General features: G+C 70.1%; 16 protein-coding genes. 7 read left to right on the top strand and 9 right to left on the bottom strand.

What is annotated here, in order from left to right; genetic code table 11:
- Nucleotides 1-377 precede the first annotated feature (377 nt).
- On the bottom strand, nt 378-2,846 hold the full coding sequence (locus ACEN2M_RS07045; protein ID WP_441647397.1) for a beta-glucosidase: 2,469 nt from the start codon (nt 2,844-2,846) through the stop codon (nt 378-380).
- 136 nt (nt 2,847-2,982) lie between these two features.
- On the opposite strand from ACEN2M_RS07045, the gene ACEN2M_RS07040 reads away from it, so the two are divergent.
- On the top strand, nt 2,983-3,585 hold the full coding sequence (locus ACEN2M_RS07040) for a TetR/AcrR family transcriptional regulator (RefSeq protein WP_441647396.1): 603 nt from the start codon (nt 2,983-2,985) through the stop codon (nt 3,583-3,585).
- Between the two features lie 3 nt (nt 3,586-3,588).
- Here the strand turns inward: ACEN2M_RS07040 and ACEN2M_RS07035 are convergent, their stop codons facing one another.
- Nucleotides 3,589-5,037 (bottom strand): MATE family efflux transporter, encoded by a 1,449-nt coding sequence (locus tag ACEN2M_RS07035; RefSeq protein ID WP_441647395.1) that lies wholly within the window; start codon nt 5,035-5,037, stop codon nt 3,589-3,591.
- A gap of 249 nt (nt 5,038-5,286) precedes the next feature.
- Nucleotides 5,287-5,733, bottom strand: a complete 447-nt coding sequence (locus tag ACEN2M_RS07030) for a MarR family winged helix-turn-helix transcriptional regulator (protein ID WP_441647394.1) — start codon at nt 5,731-5,733, stop codon at nt 5,287-5,289.
- Between the two features lie 147 nt (nt 5,734-5,880).
- Here ACEN2M_RS07030 and ACEN2M_RS07025 point away from each other — a divergent pair, with 147 nt between their 5' ends.
- A complete protein-coding gene (locus tag ACEN2M_RS07025) occupies nt 5,881-6,111 on the top strand; it encodes a three-helix bundle dimerization domain-containing protein (protein ID WP_441647393.1) in 231 nt (76 codons plus the stop codon).
- A 19-nt stretch (nt 6,112-6,130) separates the two neighbouring features.
- Here the strand turns inward: ACEN2M_RS07025 and ppk2 are convergent, their stop codons facing one another.
- Nucleotides 6,131-6,958, bottom strand: a complete 828-nt coding sequence (ppk2, locus tag ACEN2M_RS07020) for a polyphosphate kinase 2 (protein ID WP_441647392.1) — start codon at nt 6,956-6,958, stop codon at nt 6,131-6,133.
- Between the two features lie 129 nt (nt 6,959-7,087).
- On the opposite strand from ppk2, the gene ACEN2M_RS07015 reads away from it, so the two are divergent.
- The 3 genes from ACEN2M_RS07015 to ACEN2M_RS07005 all read left to right on the top strand — a co-directional run bounded on the left by ACEN2M_RS07015 (nt 7,088) and on the right by ACEN2M_RS07005 (nt 8,801).
- A complete protein-coding gene (locus ACEN2M_RS07015) occupies nt 7,088-7,477 on the top strand; it encodes a DUF6855 family protein (RefSeq protein ID WP_441647391.1) in 390 nt (129 codons plus the stop codon).
- 73 nt (nt 7,478-7,550) lie between these two features.
- Entirely contained in the window at nt 7,551-7,910 is a 360-nt protein-coding gene (locus ACEN2M_RS07010) for a DUF6412 domain-containing protein (protein WP_441647390.1), read from the top strand.
- A 93-nt stretch (nt 7,911-8,003) separates the two neighbouring features.
- The gene (locus ACEN2M_RS07005; protein ID WP_441647389.1) at nt 8,004-8,801 is read left to right on the top strand and encodes a YidC/Oxa1 family membrane protein insertase; all 798 of its coding nucleotides are present in this window, start codon (nt 8,004-8,006) and stop codon (nt 8,799-8,801) included.
- A gap of 280 nt (nt 8,802-9,081) precedes the next feature.
- Here the strand turns inward: ACEN2M_RS07005 and ACEN2M_RS07000 are convergent, their stop codons facing one another.
- From ACEN2M_RS07000 to ACEN2M_RS06985, 4 genes are all read right to left on the bottom strand, one after another.
- Nucleotides 9,082-9,492: an SPW repeat domain-containing protein gene (locus tag ACEN2M_RS07000; protein ID WP_441647388.1), complete on the bottom strand. Its 411-nt coding sequence runs from the start codon at nt 9,490-9,492 to the stop codon at nt 9,082-9,084.
- Nucleotides 9,493-9,591: 99 nt separating this feature from the next.
- Nucleotides 9,592-10,416 (bottom strand): endo alpha-1,4 polygalactosaminidase, encoded by an 825-nt coding sequence (locus ACEN2M_RS06995; protein ID WP_441647387.1) that lies wholly within the window; start codon nt 10,414-10,416, stop codon nt 9,592-9,594.
- Between the two features lie 25 nt (nt 10,417-10,441).
- Nucleotides 10,442-10,942 (bottom strand): CarD family transcriptional regulator, encoded by a 501-nt coding sequence (locus tag ACEN2M_RS06990; RefSeq protein WP_066597804.1) that lies wholly within the window; start codon nt 10,940-10,942, stop codon nt 10,442-10,444.
- A 229-nt stretch (nt 10,943-11,171) separates the two neighbouring features.
- Nucleotides 11,172-11,843, bottom strand: a complete 672-nt coding sequence (locus ACEN2M_RS06985) for a potassium channel family protein (RefSeq protein ID WP_441647386.1) — start codon at nt 11,841-11,843, stop codon at nt 11,172-11,174.
- Between the two features lie 104 nt (nt 11,844-11,947).
- On the opposite strand from ACEN2M_RS06985, the gene ACEN2M_RS06980 reads away from it, so the two are divergent.
- Nucleotides 11,948-13,018, top strand: coding sequence for a hypothetical protein (locus ACEN2M_RS06980; protein WP_441647385.1), 1,071 nt, complete (start codon nt 11,948-11,950; stop codon nt 13,016-13,018).
- A gap of 94 nt (nt 13,019-13,112) precedes the next feature.
- The gene (locus ACEN2M_RS06975) at nt 13,113-14,126 is read left to right on the top strand and encodes a hypothetical protein (RefSeq protein WP_441647384.1); all 1,014 of its coding nucleotides are present in this window, start codon (nt 13,113-13,115) and stop codon (nt 14,124-14,126) included.
- A 6-nt stretch (nt 14,127-14,132) separates the two neighbouring features.
- Here ACEN2M_RS06975 and ACEN2M_RS06970 read toward each other — a convergent pair whose 3' ends face one another.
- On the bottom strand, nt 14,133-14,774 hold the full coding sequence (locus tag ACEN2M_RS06970; RefSeq protein ID WP_441647383.1) for a TetR/AcrR family transcriptional regulator: 642 nt from the start codon (nt 14,772-14,774) through the stop codon (nt 14,133-14,135).
- Between the last annotated feature and the right edge of the window lie 56 nt (nt 14,775-14,830).

Below are 14,830 nucleotides of genomic sequence, written 5' to 3'. Positions count from 1 at the left end.
GGCACCCTGGTGAGCTGCCCGGGTCGCCCCAGCGAGCGGCATCCCGCGAGAGCGGGGATGTGGTCACCTCAGCGCACGGAGGCAGCCACACGGCCGCTCTTGCGAGTTGGCGCACGCTCATTCTCGCGAGTAGCCACAGGGCACCCTGGTGAGCTGCCCGGGTCGCCCCAGCGAGCGGCATCCCGCGAGAGCGGGGATGTGGTCACCTCAGCGCACTGAGGCAGCCACCCGGCCGCTCTTGCGAGTTGGCGCACGCTCATTCTCGAGATCCCGGCGAGCCGCATTTCTCGCGAGAGCGGGGTAGTGGTCACCCCAGCGCACTGAGGCAGCCACACGGCCGCTCTCGCGAGATGCTTTGCCCGAGATCGGGGAAGTGGTTAGGTGGTGGCGACCAGGTTGACCGTTCCGGTGCGCGGGGTGTTTGTGACCGAGGTTCCCACGTGCACCGCGAAGCTGCCGGTCTCGTACTGCCAGCCCTCGTCCCAGTTGGCGAAGGCGCGGGCGGGCAGACCCAGCTCGAGCAGGGCGGATGCGCCTGCCTCGAGAGAGACCGCGGCGAAGCCGGCCAACCAGCGCACGGGCCTGTCGATCGCGCTGTCGGCGCGACTGAGGTAGACCTGAACCACCTGCTTGCCGGCCCTGTCGCCGGTGTTGGTGACGCTGAGGCTGAGCCATCCGTCGGTACCGGCCGAAACCGTCGGCGCGATCGTGGGCTCGCCCAGCTCCCACTCGGTGTAGCCGAGGCCGAAGCCGAACTCGTAGGCAGGCTCGGTGCCGGCCTTCAGCCAGGCCCGGTAGCCGATGTGGATGCCCTCGTCGTAACGCAGCACGCCGTTCACCGGGGTGACATCGAGCACCGGCACGTCGGCGAGCTGCTTCGGCCAGGTGGTGGGCAGGCGTCCGCCGGGCTCGGCCTGGCCGAAGAGCATGTCGGCCAGGGCGTTGCCGTATTCCTGGCCACCGAAGTAGGTGAGCAGGATGGCCTGCACGTCGCCGCGCCACGGCAGCAGCACCGGTGAGCCTGAGTTGACCACGACGATGGTGCGCGGGTTGGCGGCGACGACGGCGCGCACCAGTTCGTCCTGCCGGCCGGGCAGGTCGAGGTCGCTGCGGTCGAAGCCCTCGGACTCCACCTGGGCGTTGGTGCCCACCACGACGATCGCCACATCGGCGACGCGAGCCGCAGCGACGGCCTCTGCGAGCAGACCCTCGGGGTCGGAGTCGTCTGCCTCGATGCCCACGGTGATGCCGAAGACCCCGGCCATGGTGTCGTCGCGGGAACTCAGGTCGAAGACCACGGCGAGGTCCAGAGGTTCACCGGCGACGGCGTCGATGCGGGTGACCACCGACGGCGGCGACATCAGGTTGGCGCCGAGATCGCCGCCCGCCGACAGCCCTTCGCCCTCGTGCACGACAACGCCGCCCACCAGGATCCGGCCTGGGCCGACGGACGCGAACCCGAACGGCACCGTGCCGGTGTCGGTCGGGGTCCAGGTCATCGACAGCTCGATGGAGTCTGCCGTCGTGACCGGGGCGTCGCCGCCGAAGTAGACGAGGGAGGTGGCGAGGCGGTCCTCGGTGAACAGCACCGACCCGTCCGCGGCCAGAAAGCGCACCAGCATGCCGGGTGTGCCGGTGGCCGGGTTCACGATCGTGGCCAGCGGCAACTCGGCGATGCCTTCCTGCACGACGGCGCCGATCGAGTAGGTCACCTCGGCGTCGGGCAACGCGGCACGGATGCCGTCCACCGGCGTGATGATCGTCTCCGGCAGCACCGTGGCGCTGCCGCCGCCCTGGGTGCGGGCGTACAGGGCATTGTGTCCGATCACGGCGACGCGGCTGAGCGCATCCGCCGCCAGCGGCAGGGAGCGGTTCTCATTGCGCAGCAGCACGCTGCCGGCCGTGGCGGCCTCGCGGGCGAAGGCGATGCCGTCCTCCACGGTGACCGGCACGGCCTGCACGGCGTCGAAGCCCTCGAGGGCGCCCACCCGGGCGGCCAGGCGCAGGATGCGCAGCACCTTGCGGTCGATGTCGGCCACGTCCACCTCGCCGGCTTCGACCGCTGCCACCAGGGCAGCGCCCCAGAAGCCGTCGGGGCCGGGCATTTCGAGGTCCTGCGAGGCGCGGGCGGCGTCGGTGCTGCGCACGCCGGTCCAGTCGCTGACCACGACCCCGTCGAAACCCCACTCGGAGTTCAGCGGGGTTTCGAGCAGCTCGTTCTCGGTGGCGGTGACGCCGTTGATCGAGTTGTACGAGCTCATCACGAGCCAGGCGTGCGACTCGGTGACGGCCTTCTCGAACGCGAGCAGGTAGAGCTCGCGCAGGGCCCGGTCGCTCACCTCGGTGCTGGCGGTGAAACGCTCGGTCTCGTAGTCGTTGGCGATGTAGTGCTTCGGGGTGGCACCGACGCCGTTGTCCTGCACGCCGGCCACGTAGGCGGCGGCCATCTCGGCGGTGAGCTGCGGGTCCTCGCTGAAGGCCTCGAAGTGCCGGCCGCCGAGCGGGGAGCGGTGCAGGTTGATGGTCGGGCCGAGCACCACGTCCACCCCCTTGCGGCGGGCCTCGACGGCCGACATCGCGCCATACCTGGCGGCCATCTCGCCGTCCCACGTGGACGCCAGGGCGGTACCGGACGGCAGGTTCAGCGAGGGGGAGCGTTCGTCCCAGACCTCGCCGCGCACACCGCTGGGGCCGTCGGAGACGAGCAGGCGGCGCAGGCCGATCTTCTCGATCGGCCAGGTGGTCCAGAAGTCGCGGCCGGTGAGCAGCTGCACCTTTTCCTGAAGGGTGAGCTGGTCGATCAGCGCGCTGAGTCTGGCGGTGTCGGCCTCTGAGGTGAACGGCATGAACGAGTCCTTCCTTCAGCGAGCCGCTATGCCCGCTCACGATGCCGCCGGCAGTGGCGGGTGTGGCCACAGCCTAGCAACCGAAACCGACCGCCAGTAGGTTTTGGCCTGATGGGGGCGCCTGTAGGGTGACGGCATGAGCCTTGATGCCCCGACCCGACGGTATGCCAAAGGCGCGGCCAAACGCCGCGAGATCCTCGACGCGGCCCTCGCCGTGGTGGCCGAGCACGGCTACCGCAACTCCTCCCTGCAAGAGATCGCGGATGCCGTTGGCCTCACCAAGGCCGGCGTGCTGCACTACTTCGACTCCCGGGAGGAGCTCATGGCCGAGGTGGTGCGCGAACGCGACACCCACGACCGGGCCAGCTTCGGCGGGATCGAGACCGACCTGCTGGGCACGCTCAGCCGCACCATCGAGCACAATGGCACCGTGCCAGGGCTCGTGCAGTTGTACTCCAGGCTGGTGGTCGATGCCGAGGCGCCGGAGCATCCGGCGCACGAGTACGTGCGGGAGCGCTACGCCTTGCTCGTCGACACCCTGGCCGCGAGTGTTCGCGAACGGCAGCGCGCGGGCTCGGTGCGCGCCGATCTCGACCCGATCGTGGTGGCGCGGGCCGCGACGGCGCTCAGCGACGGCCTGCAGCTGCAGTGGCTGCACGACAGGACGGTCGACATGAGCGGGGTCTTCGACGCCGCGCTCGAGCTGATGCTCGGCACGACGCCCCGCGGCACAGCGTAGGGCTCAGGCTTCCACCTGTTCGAGAGCCGCTGCGGCGCGCTCCGGGCTTCCTTCGGCCAGGCCCAGGTCGATCGCGGACCGGGAGGCGAACCAGAGCACCAGACCCACGATGAGCACGGTGGCCTCGGTCACCGTCAGTGCCCAGATGATGCCGGGTAACCCGAACCAGAGGTTGCCCAGCAGCACGATCGGGATGAACAGCACGCCCTGGGTCACCGACATCACGGTCGCAGCCGCTGCCCGCCCTGTGGCCTGGAACAGCGACGTGATGAGTCCGGTGAACCCGTTCGCGATCATGGCCACCAGCTGCGCGGTGAGAATGGCGACGCCGAGCGTGAGCACGGCGGGGTCGGCGACGAAGGCGGAGAACACCTGCTCGCGGAAGGCGAAAACCGCGCCGGAGAAGACCAGCGCGATACCGCCGACGGTGACGAAGGATGCGCGCAGCGCCGAGCCGAGCCGGTTCTTGTCGCCCTTGCCGTAGGAGTAGGCGAGCAGGGGCAGTACACCGATCGTCACGCCCATCACGAGGAACTCGGGTACCTGCGCGATGCGCACCGCGACCCCCATCGCCGCGAGCGGACCATCGCCGTATGCGGCCGCGAGGTTGTTGAGCACCAGTGACGTGACGATCAGGAACGCGGACTGCAGCAGGGTGCCGACGCCGACCCCGAGGACCGGCTTCAGCACGCTCGGAGCGAGAGTGAACCAGCGCGGGGCAAGGCTCACGTGCTCGCTGTTGCGGGTCAGCCAGAGAACGAAGTAGACGACCACCCCCACGTTGGCCAGGCCCATCGACAGCGCTGCTCCGGCGACGCCCCAGTGCAGCACGAGAATGAACAGCACGTCGAAGACCAGGTTGGCAACGACGGATGCAATCAGCCCGATCATCACCTGGCGCGCGGCGCCCTCCGCCCGCACGATCTGCTCGAGGCAGACCGCAGCGGCCAGAACGGGTACGAAGGCGAGCATGACCCCGACGAAGGCTGTTGTCGGAGGCACGGCGGCGGCATCCGCTCCGAGCAACGACACGAGCGGATCCAGCAGGAGCAGTCCGATGCCACCGATCACCGCTCCGGCGATCAGGGATCCCCAGAGCGCGAACGAGGAGACCCGTTTGATGTCGGCGGCCTGGGCGGGGTCGTGCTCAGCCGCCCCGAGCAGGCGCGAGATCATGGCGCCGCCGCCGACCCCGAAGACATTGCCGATGCCCATGACCAGGCCGAGGATCGGCGAGCCCAGGGTGATCGCCGCCAGCAGCGCGGTGTCGTGCAGCGAGCCGATGACGCCGGCGTTGATGAGGTTGTAGAGGGCGCCGACGATCATGGCGGCGGCCATCGGCACACAGAGGTGCACGAGGGCACGCACGATCGGGGCGGACGAGAGGTACCAGCGGTTGGTGCCGACAGCGTCGGCCCGTTCCGCGCTTTCGGGGTGGGGTGCAGGGTTCATGGTGGTTTCCTTCTGGGCAGGTTCGAGCGCGCGTCGACGGCTGCCGATGCGGAAATGGGGGGAGGATGTCGGGCGCGCCGATGGCGCGCCGATGGCGCGCCGATGGCGCGCCGGTGGACGCGGGGTGTCACGAAGCAGGTCCGCGCGCGCCGAAGGCAATCGGCGCGCGGGAGAATGCGGGCGGCGGGGCCGCCAGGCACGTGGTGAGGGCGAGGCCGGGTTCGACCGTGCCGGCTACGACCGTGCCGGCTACGACCGGGTCGGTTGCGGCAGTTCTCTGGTGATCTTCATCAGCAGGGCGTGCAGGGTACCTCGCTCCGCCTGGTCGAGCGGGCCGAGAATGGTCTCGCCGGCGTCGGTCATCGCGGTGTCGAATCCGGCGATCAGGTCGCTGCCGGACGGCGTCGCGTAGACGCGTTTTCTCCGCTCGTCGCCGCCCTCCGAGCGTCGTTCGATGAGGCCGCGGCGTTCGAGCCCCTGCAGGAGGCTCGACACACTCGCCGCACTCGTGCGGCTCACCTCGGCGATGTCACGCTGGATCGCACCGGGGTTTTGCACCAGGTAGCCGAGCACGAAACTCTGCGCGTGGCTGAGTTCACGTTCCCGGATCCAGTCTTCGCCGGCCTTCATCTGAGCCCAACCGATCCAGCGGAAGAGTTCGAGGCTGGAGGTGCGGTCTCGGTCTGGTGCGTTCATGATTAGAAGGCTAACCGTTAGATCTCGAACTGTCAACCTTCGAACTACTGGTCGGATTGTTGCTCCGGATGAACATTCGTGCAGTGTTCCTCGACCGCCCAGACAAGCGAAGTTGACCCGGCGCGCGAGCGGTCGCAGACTGAAGCCGTGGACACTGAAGAACGTCAAGACCATGAAGACCAGGCGGTCTCCCATGTCATCGACCGGCTCGCGGAGAAGTTCCCCGACCGCCCCCGGTCTCTTATCGAGGAAGTGGTCTCGGAGGAACGCCACCTGCTCGACGACAAACCGCTCCGCGATTACATTCCGGTGTTGATCGAGCACGGGGCCAAGTCCCGATTGCGCACGGCCGCCAGAATGGCCGAGACCGCCAGCTAGTCGGTCCCGCGCGGCGTGGTCAGTGCTGGGTGCTCCCCTTCCCCTTCGCTTTGGTCGCGGCCAGTTCGGTGATGCGAGCCGCGTGGTCGGGCACCGGCCGGTTGAGTTCCCGCGGCGGTCGCTCGTAGTCCGACGCCGGCGGCCGGTGTGGGATGTGCACGACCGGCGGCTCCAGGTGCTCGTAGGGCACGAGCGAGAGGAAATGGCTGATCATGTTGAGGCGAGCGGCGCGCTTGTCCTCGCTCTCCACCACCCACCAGGGGGCCTCGGCGATGTCGGTGTGCACGAACATCTCGTCCTTGGCCTTGGAGTAGTCCACCCATTTCGTGATCGAGAGCACATCGGTCTCCGAGAGTTTCCAGCGCCGCATCGGGTCCTGTTGCCGTGACCTGAACCGTGCCTCCTGCTCCGTATCGGAGACGGAGAACCAGTACTTGATCAGCAGGATGCCGTCCTCCACCAGCATCCGTTCGAACAGCGGCGCCTGGTGCAGAAAACGCCGGTATTCGTCGGGTGTGCAATAGCCCATCACCTTCTCGACCCCCGCCCGGTTGTACCAGGAGCGGTCCATCAACACGATCTCGCCCGCGGTCGGCAGGTTCTTGATGTAGCGCTGGAAGTACCACTGGCCGCGCTCGCGCTCGGTGGGCACGGGAAGGGCCACCACCCGGGCGATGCGCGGGTTGAGGTATTCGGTGACCCGCTTGATCGCCGAGCCCTTGCCTGCGGCGTCGCGGCCCTCGAAGATCACCACGATCCGGGCGCCGGACTCGCGCACCCACTCCTGCATGGTGACGAGGTCGGCCTGCAGCCGGCGCAGTTCCTCCTCGTACAGTGACTTCTTCATCCGCGGTGTCGCACGGGGTGTCTTCTTGGCCATCAAGCGCTCCGTCCAGGTGATTCGAGTGCGCTCAGCGTACCCGGCGGGCGGCCGCCGTCCATAGCGTTGTACACACCGACTGCCTAGGCTGATCCCATGAGCGACGGCACGAAGTCCACCCCCTGGCAGCTCACCACCGCCCCTGGCACCTCGACCTACTCGATGTACCGTGACGGCGACGAACTCGTCTGCCAGGTCGGCTCCACCACGCTGAAGTACCGGGCCAGGGCCGTCGACGACCTGCACGCCTGGCTGGTGGAGCAGGGCGACTGGGTGCCGCTCGGCGCCACCGACGAGCAGAAACCGGCCCCGGCAGGCAGCGTCGAAGCCTGGGGACGCGCAGAGGACAACCCCGTCGGTGGCTGGTACGGCTTGCGCAAGGGCTATCGCGGCCGGTTCGGCATGTATCTGCCGCCGCTTCTGGAGTACCTCGGCCTGGTCGAGCTCACGCACGAGAAACGCAACAACTCGATGCGGGCGCTCTGACCCGCTCGGGGCACTGCGTGGCCGGGCGGAGTCCGGCTAGGCTGGCCGAACCGACCGACGAAAGGAGACCCGGATGCGCACTCGCACGCTGATGCCGCCGCTGGGCTCCCCGGCGTCACCGACCGCCCGCCTGTCGGTGGCGCTCGGCCTGAGCCTGGGCACCGGATTCGGTCTCGGCGCGCTGATCCTCGGCGGCCGCGGCTTCGGCGAGGTTCTCGCCCTGGCGGCCCTGTTCACCCTGGCCGCCTCGGCAGTGGCCGTCACCGGCGCGGCCCAGCAGGTGCTCGCCATCCTGGTCATGCTGCTCACCGGCGCCCCCACCCCAGTGGCCCGGCCCTACCCCGAGCTGGCCTCCCAGGTCGGCCAGAGCGTTCCGGATGCGCCGGGCAAGCCCCAGCCGCGCGCCCCAGGCCGCGTCCTCCCGGTCGCCTAGGGAGCCTTTCTCCGCGAGCGCACCCGCCGGGTGCCCGCAGCCCTGTCGCGACCATACGGTTCCCATTTTCCGTATTCCGACCGGGAGTCTCCCATGGACATCTATGCCTTCGGCCCCATCGCGGCCGTGCTCGACGCGGCCTACGCCGTTCTGCACAACCTCACCCTGTTTCTCATCCCGCTCAACGCGGCGAACGCGGCCGCCCTCGCCGTGATCGTGCTCACCCTCGCCCTGCGGCTGGTGCTCATCCCGGTGGGGGTGTCGCAGGCGCGCGCCCAACAGGTGCGCCAACGCCTCGCCCCGCGCCTGACCGAGCTGCGCCGGCTGCACGGCGGCAACCCGGAGCGACTGCAACGCGAAACGGCCGCGCTCTACGCCGCCGAGAACGCGTCGCCGCTGGCCGGATGCCTGCCGCTGCTCGTGCAGGCGCCGATCCTCTCGATCGTCTACGGCCTTTTCGTGCTGGGCACCATCAACGGCCACGACAATGCCCTGCTCGCCGGCGGCCTGTTCGGCAGCCCGCTGGGCACCAGCATCCTGGCGGGTTGGGGCGCCGGTCCTACTCCGGCGGCGCTCGTGGTCGGTGGCGTGCTGCTTGTCGTGCTGCTGACGGCCCAACTGCTCAGCCGGCGGTTGATGCTCGCCCAGGGCACCGCATCCGCCGCGGCCCCGGCGGCCCCGGGCACGGCGGCAGTCCCGCCGACGGCTCCCGGCGCGCTCTCGCCCGCGGCGCAGGCGACCATGACCGGGGTGCTCAGCTGGCTGCCGCTGATCAGCGTGGTCTTCGCGGCGTTCGTGCCGCTGGCCGCGGCGATCTACCTCACGGTGAGCGCGCTGTGGGGCGTCACCGAGCGCGCCGTGCTCTGGCGGATGCTGCGCCCGGCCCGGTAGCCCGGCTCGCTGCTCGGCGCGCCAGCCCGGCCCGCCCGGTCCGCCGGCCGGCCACGCCGGCGAGCAGCGCCAAAGTCCCCCTTGGGAGGTTCCGAAGAGGGACGTTGCCGCAACTCGCTCCGGGCCTTTCGTTGAGTCGCGCCATATCGCCCCATCGGGTGCGCCAAAGGGGCACTATGGCGCAACTCGCCGCGGCCCACCCGGGCAGAGAGACTGCCGCACACAAGACGGCAGGCGCCCCCAGTGCCGGGGACGCCTGCCGCAGTCTGCGCGAGCCGGATCAGGCGGCGGTGCCCGCGTGCGCCTTGGGCGCGGTGCTGCCGGTGACGCCGGCGCCGGGCTGGCTCTTCGAGCACAGCACAACGAGGATCACGGCGACACCGACGACGATGTGCGGCACCCAGGCGTTCGGCGCCTCGTCGGCAAAGCCGAACAGGAACGGCGACGCGATCAGGAAGACCGACGCCAGGACGTCGAAGATGAGGTGCACCGGCATGCCGATGACCTTGACCAGGCCCAGCTCGTAGCGGGTGAACAGGCTGTAGAGGATCAGGCCGACGCCGAGGACGCGGGGGACGATCACGGCGGCCCCGCCGACCTCTTCGAACATGAAGATGGTGGGGGCGAAGATCAGGGCGATCGCAACGACGTAGTCGAGAACCGCGTGAACCTTGGTGGGGATGAAACGCATGGGGAGCTCCTGGTGGTTGACCGGAGGCCGGATCGCCTCACGACACTGGTTCGCCGCCCTCACCCGGATGGTTTGGTCGCTCCCCGAAAACAGCCCCGCTCAGCAGTGCTCGTAGACGTAGTCGGCCGCTCCCGACACGGCCAGGTCGCGGTCGCGCAGGATCATCGACCGCGGCCGGTCGGGAACCGCGCAGGCCGCGGCGAAGTCCTCGCGCAGGTCGTCGGCGTACTCGATCGCCAGCACCCGGTCGCCGTAGGCCGCCGTGTACAGCCCGCACTCCTGCCAGCGGTCGCACTCCTCGGCCACCGCGAAGTCGAACAGCTCGGAGAGCGGGCCGGCCAACTCGGCGGCGTTCTTCTGGCCGATCGCGAGGCCCGCGTCGTGCGCGCCGGTGACCAGGATGCGGGCAAACGCCACGTTGTCCGCGGCCGTGAGCAGACCGGCCGACCGGGTGAACGAGTCGAGGTTGTCGATCTCCACGGCGTCGAAGCCGGCCGTCGCGCAGGCCGTCACCTGGGGGAGCAGCAGCGCGGCCAGGGCGGTGCGCTTGCCCGCGCTGCCGGTATCGAACAGAAGCTCGTCCGGCCAGTTCTCGTCGCGCACCGGCCCGCCGTTGGCGGTGAGGATCAGCTCGGGGGAGTCCGTGAGCATCCGCTCGGAGTCGGCCGGCTGGGTCTGGAACCCGTTCAGGTAACACACCGAGTAGACGCCGGCGGCGGGCTCATCGGTGCTGTCGCGCACCACGATGTCCACCCCGGCGGGCGGATCGTAGGCGCCGCCGAGCTGGTAGTCGAGGCCACCGCCGCCCGGCGGCGGCACCGGGGCGGATGCGGGCGGCCCGGCCGCGCAACCGGACAGGGCCAGCGCCACCAGCACCCCGGACACACAAACGCGTCGCCGGACGGCATCTTGCAGGCTGCTCATCCGGCGACGCGTGAAGGGTGGTGGACTAGGCGACTTCGGCGACGCTGGCGTTCAGCACGTCGTCGAGGGTGACGAAGGCCTCTTCTTCGGTGGACTTCTGCGCGAGCGCGAGCTCGGAGACGAGAACCTGGCGGGCCTTGATGAGCATGCGCTTCTCACCGGCGGAGACGCCGGAGATGCGGTCGCGGCGCCACAGGTCGCGAACGACCTCGCTGACGCGGTAGACGCTGCCGCTGCCCATCTTCTCGGTGTTGGCCTTGTAACGACGCGACCAGTTGCTGGGCTCTTCTTCGACATCGCTGCGAAGCACGTCGAAGACGGCCTCGACACCGGCGGCGTCGATGACGTCGCGAACGCCCACGAGCTCGGCGTTGTCGATGGGCAGGTTGATGGCCAGGTCACTCTGGTGCACGGTGAGCGTGATGTAACGCTTCTCGACACCCTTGATCGTGCGGGTCTCGACCGCGGTGATGGTTGCCGCGCCGTGGTGGGGATAGACGACGGTCTCGCCGACTTCGAAAATCATCTGATGCAGCCTCATAATTCGTTGAGCGTGGTTGACGTATCACCCGGACGACGGCGCGGGGCGCCGGTCGTGCTCCTCCGCGGTGCTGAGACAGCCGATTCGACATACCCAGGGCAGGTCACTGGATACAACACGCGACTGAAAATGGCACAGCGGTTCGTTAAGGGTATTCAGAGAGTGTATCATTCCCGCCTCGCAGGCCCTATTCGAGACTGGAGCGCCCGCCGGGCTACTCGCGGCGCTCCTCGAGCTCGGATACCCGTTGCACGATCCAGGACGACAGCGTGGCCGTGAGCACACCCAGCACCGCCACCCCGCCGAGCATCAGGGCGGTGGCGATGAAGCGCCCGCGCAGGCTGACCGGGGTGAAATCGCCGTAGCCCACGGTGGTGATGGTCACCGCCGCCCACCAGAGCGAGTCGCCGAAGGAGGTGATGTTGGCGCCCGGCGTGCCCCGCTCGGCTTCGAGCACCGCGAGGGCGGCGATGTAGGTGACCAGGATGGCGGCGCCGGCGAGGTAAACCAGTACCCTGGCTCGAAAGGCCGTGCCGGCGGAATGCTGGAAGACGTTGCTGTGTGCGACGACCCGCAGCAGGCGCAGCGGCCGGAGCAGCGGCAGCAGCACGAAGACCAGGTTCACCGGATGGTGCAGAGCCCACTGCCACGGGCGCCGGGCGAGGATGATCTCCACGATGTAGCTCACCGGGAAGACCGCCCAGCTGACCAGGATCAGCACCCGCAGAATCCCGGCGGTGCCCACGTCGACGTCGGCGATCACCGTGACCGAATAGGCGACCAGGAAGACGATGGCCGCGATGGTCAGCGGCCAGTCCACCGCCCGCTGCCAGCGGGCCTGCCGCGGCCCGCCCCACGTGTCGCGGTGGATGTCGGTCGCCGTCATGCGGGCATCCTGCCACCGGCCGGGGGCGCGGCCAATGCCGGGCCGGCGCCGCCGGGTCGGGTGCAGATGGTGGCAGGATGTGCGCACCGAATGAGGGGAGTCCCGTGGCAGAGGCGCGGCGTGACGAAGACCCCTACGAACGCGCCCTGCACGACCCGGACTTTCTGCGTGCCGTGACCGCCGCATACCGGGGCCGCTGGCCGGTGCTCGATGCGCTCTGGTGGTGGTCACATCCCGGGGAGGCCGCGCCGAGCGGCAGCCCGTCGCCCGCGGCCCGGTTGAGCGCCATGCAGCGCCGGGTGTTTGCGGCGGATGGCGACGCGGCCGGCGACAGCGCCGTGGCCGGGGTCATCCGGGAGCTGGAAACCGAGATCGCAGCGGAGCGGGCGGGCATCGGCTCGGCGCTCGCCGCGGTGGCGGCGGCCGGAGAGCCACGGCCTGTCTCCGCGCAGTCCGCAGCCGCGCAGTCCGCAGCGTCGCAGTCCGCCACGTCGCCGGAGCGGGGGCCCGAGCTGCCGGAGGTCCGCGCCGACGGGCCGGACGGCCCTGACGAGGCTCCGGAGAACGGCTCGGCCGCACCGTCGGTCGACGACGGTGCTACGCCATCTCACCGACCCCCGCGCTCACGCCAGGGCCGACGACTGCTGCTGGGTGCCGGGCTGGTCGGGGCGTTGCTGCTCGGCGCCGTCGCCGGAAGCCAGGTGACGGCCGCGAATCGTGCCGGCGCGCCTGCGCCCACTCCGGCTGCGAGCAGCGGCCGGCCGGCCGAGGTGCCGGTGCTGGCCGCCCAGGTGTTCGCCCGGGGCCAGACCGGGCAGGACATCCCGCGAACACCGCTGCCCGCCGCCTACGACCCGACTTCGTTCAGGTACCTGGGCTCGGCCGGTTGGCGGGACTCCGACGCCAACGGGGTGACCGACTCGCCCTACTACGCGGCCAGGGGAGCGTCGAACATGGTCTGCCTCGTCGTGATCCCCGAGGGAGCGGGCTATCTGAGCACCTGCACGCTCGAAGCGGATTTTCCGCGCGACGGCCTGCGCCTGTCCTGGCAGAGCACCGACCTCCTGCCGGTGGAAGAGGACGGCCGCACGACGATGGTCATGGACATCACGGTGGCGTGGTTGCCCGATTCCTCCATCGAGACCAGGGGGTCTGGCCGGGCGCTCATCCCCTGAATCCTCGCCGGGATGCGCCGGTTCTGGGGGCTCCGCGGCACCGGGTTGTGTCAGGCTGTACCGACAATGCCGGGGGGTTCCATTGGACGAGACTGTGAACGACGACCCGTACGACCTTGCGCTGCGAGATCCGGGTTTCCAGGCCGCCGTGGCCGCCGCCCACACCGGGCGGTGGCGCCTGCTCGACGCGCTCTGGTGGGAGTGGCACCCGGAGGAGCCGGCTCCGAGCGGGAGCCGGTCGCCGATCCAGCGTCTGCGTGAGCTGCAACGCCGGGTCTTCGCGGCGGACGGCGATGCCGCCGGCGACCACTCCGTGGCCCAGGTCATGCGGGAGCTGGAGGTGGAGATCACGACCGAACGAGCCGCGATCACGGTGGCGATCGCGGCCGCGCGCGCACACCTCGAGCACCGCACGGCGGCCCGGCCCGCCCCGGCCCCGCCGCCCGGTTTCACAGGCGTCGGGACCGCCGTCGACCCCGCCGTCGCTGCCGCCGCCGCCGCGGATGCGGGGGATGCCCACGGGATCGCAGCGGCCCGGCCCGCACGTCGCCGACACGTGCCGACCCTGATCCTCGTCGCGGCCCTGATCGCGGCCGCCGTCCTCGGCGGGGTGCTGGGCAACCGGCTCACCCTCTCCGGCCTTGACGCGGCCGAGCCGACGCCGTCCGCCAGCGCCACCGCCGAAGCGCCGGGCAACCCGGCGGTGCTGTTCGCGCAGGCCCAACGCCCGGAGGACATCCCGGCGGTGGCGGTATCCGCCGTCTTCGAGCCGGACTCCTTCAGGTATCTCGGCTCGGCCGGCTGGCTGGACGACGCGAATCCGGTGGGGCCGTCACCGTACTATGCGGCCAGGGCGACCGGCGGCCTGACCTGCCTCGTGGCCGTGCCGGAGGGCGGCCGTTACCTCTCCACCTGCGCCCTCGAGTCCGCCTTCCCCTCGATCGGGCTGCGCCTGTACTGGGAGAGCACTGACCTTCCGACGGGAATGGCGTCGACCGTGTCTGTGCCGGAGGAAACGAGCCCCATGCTCGGCGACGTCACGGTGATCTGGGGCCGCAATGGTGAGGTCACCTCGGAGTGGGCGCTCCGTTCGCCGGTCATTCCCTAGCCGCGGCTACAGTCCCTGCTCCACCATGTCGATCACCCGGGTGATCAGGGCCTGCTTCACCGGGTCTGGCAGGGCCCGCAGCGGCCCGTCGATGAACAGTTCGGCCAGACCGTGCACGGCCGACCAGGCCAGGAACTCGGCCGCCGGCCGGCGCTCCGCGGGCAGGAGGCCCGCCGCCACAATGTCGTCGAGCGCGACGGTGAGCAGCTGGAAGGGGGTCAGGCCGCTGTCGCCGGCGCGGTCGGAGCTGGTGGCGCTCTCCAGGTCGGACGACGCCGAGAACGCGGTTTGGAACTGACCCGGCTCCTCGAGGGCGAAGCGCAGGTAGCCGGTGCCGACGGCGCGAAAGCGCAGCCGGGCGTGCTCGGCCGCGTCGCCGGAGCGGATGCCCGCCTGGTCGGCCTCGATCGCCCGCGCCACCAGTGCCTGGCAGCGCGAACACACGGCATCCAACAGGGCCTGCCGGTCGGCGAAATGCCTGTAGGCAGCGGAGGGGGTCACCCCGGCGCGCCGGGTGGCCTCCCGCAGAACGACGGCGCCCGGTCCGCCCTCCCTGGCCAGGTCGACACCGGCCTCGATGAGGGCCCGGCGCAGGTCGCCGTGCCGGTACGAAGTTCGTGCCGGAGAATCGCCCAGACCCGTTGTCATATCGCATCCGTTTCGTTACGATAAAAGCTCACATGTGTACAACGTACACATACAAG

It is taken from the genome of Cryobacterium sp. W22_MBD10_FK3, from assembly GCF_052113745.1.
Lineage (GTDB): Bacteria > Actinomycetota > Actinomycetes > Actinomycetales > Microbacteriaceae > Cryobacterium.
Note: the sequence above shows the minus strand (reverse complement) of the source record. Positions and strands in the feature narration are given on the sequence as shown.

Bases quoted from the DNA above. Each gene is read 5' to 3' on its own strand.
- ACEN2M_RS07040 (WP_441647396.1), top strand. From the start codon at position 2,983: ATGAGCCTTGATGCCCCGACCCGACGGTATGCCAAAGGCGCGGCCAAA.
- ACEN2M_RS07015 (WP_441647391.1), top strand. From the start codon at position 7,088: ATGAGCGACGGCACGAAGTCCACCCCCTGGCAGCTCACCACCGCCCCT.
- ACEN2M_RS07000 (WP_441647388.1), bottom strand. From the start codon at position 9,492: ATGCGTTTCATCCCCACCAAGGTTCACGCGGTTCTCGACTACGTCGTT.
- ppk2 (WP_441647392.1), bottom strand. From the start codon at position 6,958: ATGAAGAAGTCACTGTACGAGGAGGAACTGCGCCGGCTGCAGGCCGAC.
- ACEN2M_RS06985 (WP_441647386.1), bottom strand. From the start codon at position 11,843: ATGACGGCGACCGACATCCACCGCGACACGTGGGGCGGGCCGCGGCAG.
- ACEN2M_RS07045 (WP_441647397.1), bottom strand. From the start codon at position 2,846: ATGCCGTTCACCTCAGAGGCCGACACCGCCAGACTCAGCGCGCTGATC.
- ACEN2M_RS06995 (WP_441647387.1), bottom strand. From the start codon at position 10,416: ATGAGCAGCCTGCAAGATGCCGTCCGGCGACGCGTTTGTGTGTCCGGG.
- ACEN2M_RS07035 (WP_441647395.1), bottom strand. From the start codon at position 5,037: ATGAACCCTGCACCCCACCCCGAAAGCGCGGAACGGGCCGACGCTGTC.
- ACEN2M_RS07030 (WP_441647394.1), bottom strand. From the start codon at position 5,733: ATGAACGCACCAGACCGAGACCGCACCTCCAGCCTCGAACTCTTCCGC.
- ACEN2M_RS06990 (WP_066597804.1), bottom strand. From the start codon at position 10,942: ATGATTTTCGAAGTCGGCGAGACCGTCGTCTATCCCCACCACGGCGCG.
- ACEN2M_RS06970 (WP_441647383.1), bottom strand. From the start codon at position 14,774: ATGACAACGGGTCTGGGCGATTCTCCGGCACGAACTTCGTACCGGCAC.
- ACEN2M_RS07010 (WP_441647390.1), top strand. From the start codon at position 7,551: ATGCGCACTCGCACGCTGATGCCGCCGCTGGGCTCCCCGGCGTCACCG.
- ACEN2M_RS07005 (WP_441647389.1), top strand. From the start codon at position 8,004: ATGGACATCTATGCCTTCGGCCCCATCGCGGCCGTGCTCGACGCGGCC.